This is a genomic window from Streptomyces otsuchiensis (assembly GCF_004305975.1).
GTDB lineage: Bacteria > Actinomycetota > Actinomycetes > Streptomycetales > Streptomycetaceae > Streptomyces > Streptomyces otsuchiensis.
In genome coordinates this window covers 25,011-31,010 of record NZ_BHZI01000028.1, presented here as the reverse complement: position 1 = coordinate 31,010, position 6,000 = coordinate 25,011, and the positions used below count along the sequence as shown (strand labels likewise).

Here is a 6,000-nt window from a genome sequence, read left to right as displayed (position 1 = left end):
GAACGTACACCCCGGGCCCGCACGCTCCCCCGGACCCCCGGTTCTGGTCCAACGCGCCCGGCCCCCAGCAGGGCGCCACCGGCAGGCCCTACGCCCCGAACGGTCCACACGACGCTCCCCACGGCCCTCCGCAGGGCCGCACCACCGGTGGCGGTGGCGCGCCCGCGCACCAGGCGCCGCCTCCCGGCGCCGGGAGGCGCCAGGGCCCGCCCCCTGGCCCGCCCTCAGGCCCGTTCCCCGGAGCCGGGCAGCCACAGGGCGACGACCGCCCCGCGGCGGGCGGCCACGACGCCTTCGCCAATCTCTACCGCGACCAGCAGGCGGCGCCCCGCGCGGGCGCTCCGATGCCCGGCCCCATGCCCGGGCCGAACGCCGCCGCCGTCCCGCCCCCTCCCGCCTCCGAGGCGGAGGCCGAGGTGCCTCAGCCCGCGCCCGCGCCCTCGCCGCGCAAGCAGGGGCGGGCCGCCAGCGTGCTGAAGTCCAGCGCCATCATGGCGGCGGGCACGCTGGTCTCCCGGGCCACCGGTTTCGTCCGGCAGCTGATCATCGTCGCCGCGCTCGGTGCCGCCGTCCTGGGTGACACCTACGCCGTCGCCTGGGCACTGCCGTCGATGATCTACATCCTGACCATCGGTGGCGGCCTCAACTCCGTCTTCGTCCCGCAGCTGGTGCGGGCGATGAAGGACGACGAGGACGGCGGCGAGGCGTACGCCAACCGGCTGCTGACACTCGTCATGGTGATCCTCGGCGCGCTGGTACTGATCTCGGTGGTGATCGCGCCGCTGCTGATCCGGATGATGTCCGCCAAGCTGGCGGACGACCCGGCGGCCAACGAGGTCGCCGTGACCTTCGCCCGCTACTGCCTGCCGACGATCTTCTTCATGGGCGTCCACGTGGTGATGGGGCAGGTCCTCAACGCCCGGGACCGCTTCGGTCCGATGATGTGGACCCCGGTCCTCAACAACATCGTCGTGATCTTCACCTTCGGGATGTTCCTCTGGGTGTACGGCACTCAGAGCTCCTCCGGGCTGTCGGTCCAGACGATCAGCCCCGAGGGCATCCGGCTGCTGGGCATCGGCACCCTGCTGGGGCTCACCGTTCAGGCCGTCGCGATGGTGCCCTACCTCCGGGCCGCCGGATTCCGCATGCGGCCGCGGTTCGACTGGGTCGGCCACGGCATGGGCAAGGCGATGAAGCTCGCCAAGTGGACGGTGCTCTTCGTCCTCGCCAACCAGGTCGGTCTGGTCGCGATCACCCAGTTCGCCACCTGGGCCGGTGACAACGCGGAGCAGGCCGGTTTCCCCGGCACCGGTTTCATCGCGTACAGCAGCGCACTGCTCATCTGGCAGATGCCGCAGGCGATCATCACGGTGTCGATCATGGCGGCACTGCTGCCGCGGATCTCCCGCTCGGCCGCCGACGGGGACAACGCCGCGGTCCGTGACGATCTCTCCCACGGGCTGCGTACCTCCGCGGTGGCGATCGTGCCGATCTCCTTCGCCTTCGTGGCGCTCGGCATCCCGATGTGCACGCTTCTCTTCGGTTCCGCCGGCGAGGACGGCGCCCGCTCCTTCGGCTACATCCTGATGGCCTTCGGCCTGGGGCTGATCCCGTTCTCGGCGCAGTACGTCGTGCTGCGGGCGTTCTACGCCTACGAGGACACCCGGACGCCCTTCTACAACACCGTGGTCGTCTCCGCCGTCTGGATCGCGCTCTCGGCCACCTGCTTCGCGCTGCTGCCGGACCGCTGGGTGGTGGCCGGTATCGCCTTCAGCTACGGGATCGCCTATGTCGTCGGTGTGGGCATCGCCTGGCGCCGGCTGAAGGCGCGCATGGGGACCGACCTGGACGGCGCCCGTGTGGTCCGGACCTACATCCGGCTCTGTGGAGCGGCGGTGCCGGCCGCGGCGCTGGGCGGAGGAACGGGATACGTAATCACCGAGGCGCTGGGTAGCGGCATGCTGGGGTCGCTTGCGGCCCTGGCCGGCGGCTCGCTCGTGCTGCTGGTGGTGTTCTACCTGGCAGCACGAAAAATGCGGATCGAGGAGTTGACCTCGCTCGTCGGAATGGTGCGCGCACGGCTCGGGCGCTGATCCCGTACAACCTCCGTCCACACTTGCATGTCGTGCAGTGTGCCGGAGTAACGGCACAATTGACTGAGGCAGAACTCGTCAGGCTGCGGCCACGATCGGGGAGGCGGAATCTACGGTGGCGGAACGGATCACGGCCGCGAGTACCCCGGAGATCTCCGACGAGGCCCGTACCAGCGGCGACGAGGGGTCCATGTCCTCGCAGAACCGAACGAGGACGGCTTCGTCGGCACCGACGAGTCCGCCTAGAACCACCGGCGGCAAGGGTGGCGGCAAGGCCGGCAATCCCTCCTTCGCCGACCTCCACAGCGGTCACAAGCTCGCCAAGCGGTACCGGCTGGAGGAGTGCATCACCCGTCTGGACGGGTTCAGCAGCTGGCGTGCGGTCGACGAGAAGTTGCGGCGCGCCGTCGGGGTGCACGTGCTCCCCGCCGACCATCCGCGGGGCAGCTCCGTACTGGCCGCCGCCCGGTCGACGGCGCTGCTGGCCGACGCCCGCTTTGTGCACGTCCTTGACGCCGACGAGCACTCCGGGCTGATCCACGTCATTCACGAATGGCTCCCGGACGCCACCCCGATCTCCACGCTGCTGCACTCCGGCGCGCTGGAGGCCCATGAGGCGTACGAGATGATCGGCCAAGTGGCCGCGGGCATGGCGGCCGCGCACGCCGAGGGGCTGGCCCACCTCCGGCTGACCCCCGGCACCGTGCTGCGTACCGGAGCCGGTCTGTTCCGCATCCGGGGCCTGGCCGTGGACGCGGCCCTGCGCGGCATCACCCACGAGCAGCCGCAGCGGGCCGACACCGAGGCGGCGGGCGCACTGCTCTACGCGGCGCTGACACAGCGCTGGCCCTATCCGGACGGCGCCTACGGGCTCCAGGGCGTCGCCGGGCTGGACCGCAACTCGCGCGACACCCTGGCCACCCCGGAACAGGTACGGGCGGGGGTCCATCGTGGCCTGTCCGACCTCGCCATGCGGGCGCTGGTGAACGACGGCGCGACCGCGGCCAGTGAGAAGCAGCCGTGCGTCACCGCCGGAGACATCGTTGCGGCGCTGTCCTCGATGCCGAGGATTCGGCCGCCGGAGCCCGAACCGGCACTGGTGGGCGGATACCAGCGCACCACCTACCAGCAGGGCACCTACGCGGGCGCCCAGGCCGCCGCGGCGCACGGCGCACTGCCCCTGGCGACCACGGCTCCGCCGGCACTGCCGGGCCGGATGGGTGCGGCCCTGAAGTGGGGTGTCTCCGCACTGCTGATCGCCGCCCTGGGTCTGGGCAGCTGGCAGATCGCAGACGCGCTCATGGGCAGCGACACCTCGTCCTCACCGGACTCGCCGGCTCCTCCCGTGCCCACGTCACCCGAGGACGACCCCCCGCCGAACCAGGTGACCGACGGGCCGCTGACGATCGCGGCCATCCGCGACTTCGACCCGTACGGACGGGCGGACGGACAGAACCCGGACGCCGTCGGCAATGTCATCGACGGCGACCCTTCTACCTCCTGGCACACACGGAACTACTACGGCCCGTCCTTCGCCAACCTCAAGCCCGGCCTCGGCCTGATCCTCGACCTGGGGGAGCCGCAACAGGTCGGTTCGGTGAGCGTGGACGCCGTGGGTGAGCACTCGATTCAGCTGCTGGCGGCGGACGGCACAACGACCGGCACCATGCCCACCCGCTTCGAGGATTTCTCACCGGTGGACGAGGCGGTGGGGGCTTCACTGACCCTCGGTGGTGAGGAAGCGTTCGAGTCGCAGTACCTTCTGGTATGGCTCACGGAACTGCCGATGGGGAACGACGGCAACTACCGTGGCCGCATTACCAACATCACTGTGTCCGACTAAGAGCCAGGTGATGTCCTGCCGGTCCTGAGGGACCGGACCGCGACAGGGGAAGTCGACCGCTGCTCGTCGGCCACCGCCGACCGCTGTCAACGGCTCCCGGTAGGGGCAGGACCTCTCCTGGATGCCGAAGGGAGCCCGGCCGGGTGCCATCCGACGAAGAGCTCCTCGCACGCCATGTGGCCGGAGATCCCGATGCGTTCGGCGAGATCGTCCGCCGGCACCGAGATCGGTTGTGGGCCGTGGCCCGCCGCACCCTGAGCGATCCCGAGGAAGCCGCCGACGCCGTGCAGGACGCCCTGGTCTCCGCGTATCGCGCCGCGGCCTCCTTCCGCGGCCAGGCCGCTGTCACCACCTGGCTCCATCGCATCACCGTCAACGCCTGCCTGGACCGCGCCCGTAAGGCGAAGAGCCGCCGGGTCGCGACGTTGCCCGAACCGGAGCGACTGGAGGCCCTTCTGGAGCCCCACGAGTCCGCCGCCGGACCGGCCGAGCGGCAGGATCTCCGCAGGGAGCTACGCGAGGCGCTGGACGCGCTGCCGCCCGAACAACGGGCCGCGCTGGTCCTGGTGGACATGGAGGGCTATCCCGTGGCGGAGGCCGCCCGGATTCTGGAGACGCCGATCGGCACCATCAAGAGCCGCTGTGCGCGGGGGCGGGCCCGACTCCTGCCGGTGGTGCGCCACCTTCACCCACGACGCTCAGGCGACCCCGAACAGCGCGACGGCGAGGGGACGAGCGCGGAGCAGAAGAGCGGCGAGCTACCGGATACCAAGCGCCGGCCCCCCACAGCGTCGGAGCGAGCCGGCCCGGCCTGGCAGCTCGCGGAGGGTGGCAGCCCGGTGAGCGAGGACACAAGCCGCACGGAAAGGAACCGGACGGCGGGCCCTTCCGTCCCACCATCGAGGGACACCGGTGAGACAGGCGCAGTCCAGGGCGGAGGTGGACATCAGTGAAGGACATGCATCCCGACCCAACGGAGCTCGCCGCACTCGGCGAGGACCTGCTGACGCCGGACGAAGCCACGACGGTGCGCGCGCATCTGATGGTGTGCGCCGACTGCACCGCCACGGTGGCAGAGCTGGAACTGCTGACATCGGAACTCGGTGACCTCTTCCCGGTCGAGCCGATGCCGGAGAGGGTCGTCTCGCGGATCGACCGCGCTCTCGCTGACGAGGCGCATCGTGTTTCACGTGAAACAGACCCGGCCGCCGACCGCGGTGCCATGCCGGAGACGCCGATCGTGGTGATGTCACATCACCGGGATCACCAGGATGACGAGGCGAGGCACCCACGTGCACGGCGTGGCCGGCGACAGAACTATCTGCTCGCGGCGGTGGGAGCTGTGGTCGCGTTGGGCATGGGCGGGCTGGTCCTTCAGGCCATCAATGGCGACGGCGACTCGCCCGTCAGCGCCGGGGCGGACACGGGCGCCGAGCACAATGAATCAGAGCTCAGTCAGGAGACCATCGACTCCGAAGACCTTGAGTCCGAGGTCCAGGAGCTGCTGATGGCGCCAGAGGCCGAGCAGAACGCACCGTCCACCGATGACGGCCGGGAGTCGGCGCCCGACCAGCCCGGCGTGCCGGAAGCGGACGGAAGCGCGACGACCGGGGGGAGCCCGGACGAGGAACTGACCACCCAGGGCGGAGCCCCGGGCGAGACCTCGGATCAGTCCGCGACACCGGAAGCGGACGGGGAGCAGGGCGGGACACTCGCTGCCGGCGCGGCGCCGGACTGCGTGCTGGCTGCGACGGGCCGAGCTGAGCCGCCCATCGCCGTCGCCGACCACTACGAGTACGAGGGCGTCGACTCCTATGTCGTCGTGCTACCCGACCGCGGCGACCAGGACGCGGTCGATGTCTTCGTCGTGGACGCTTCCTGCACGGAGAACGCGCCCGAGGAGACCGGCGTCGTCCTGCACGCGGATACCTACCCCCGCGCCTGACACCGTGGCTCGCACCGCCCTCCTGCCGTGACCGGTGGTGAACATCTGCCCCATGGCGGAACCCCCGTGCGGAATGTCCTGCTCGCATGGGGGTAGAGACCGGACCGGCTCCACCCCGG

4 protein-coding genes are annotated in these 6,000 nt (G+C 70.7%); all 4 read left to right on the top strand.

Features of this window, described 5'->3' with window-relative positions:
* The coding region (murJ, locus tag E0D90_RS04880; RefSeq protein WP_227869995.1) for a murein biosynthesis integral membrane protein MurJ at positions 1-2,093 on the top strand (2,093 nt) is incomplete at its 5' end.
* A gap of 115 nt (positions 2,094-2,208) precedes the next feature.
* Complete coding sequence (locus E0D90_RS04875) at positions 2,209-3,936, top strand: protein kinase family protein (RefSeq protein WP_227869994.1); 1,728 nt, start codon at positions 2,209-2,211, stop codon at positions 3,934-3,936.
* Positions 3,937-4,079: 143 nt separating this feature from the next.
* Complete coding sequence (gene sigM, locus E0D90_RS04870; protein ID WP_130796720.1) at positions 4,080-4,889, top strand: RNA polymerase sigma factor SigM; 810 nt, start codon at positions 4,080-4,082, stop codon at positions 4,887-4,889.
* Between the two features lie 5 nt (positions 4,890-4,894).
* Positions 4,895-5,881 (top strand): anti-sigma factor family protein, encoded by a 987-nt coding sequence (locus tag E0D90_RS26475; protein ID WP_157996814.1) that lies wholly within the window; start codon positions 4,895-4,897, stop codon positions 5,879-5,881.
* Positions 5,882-6,000 lie beyond the last annotated feature (119 nt).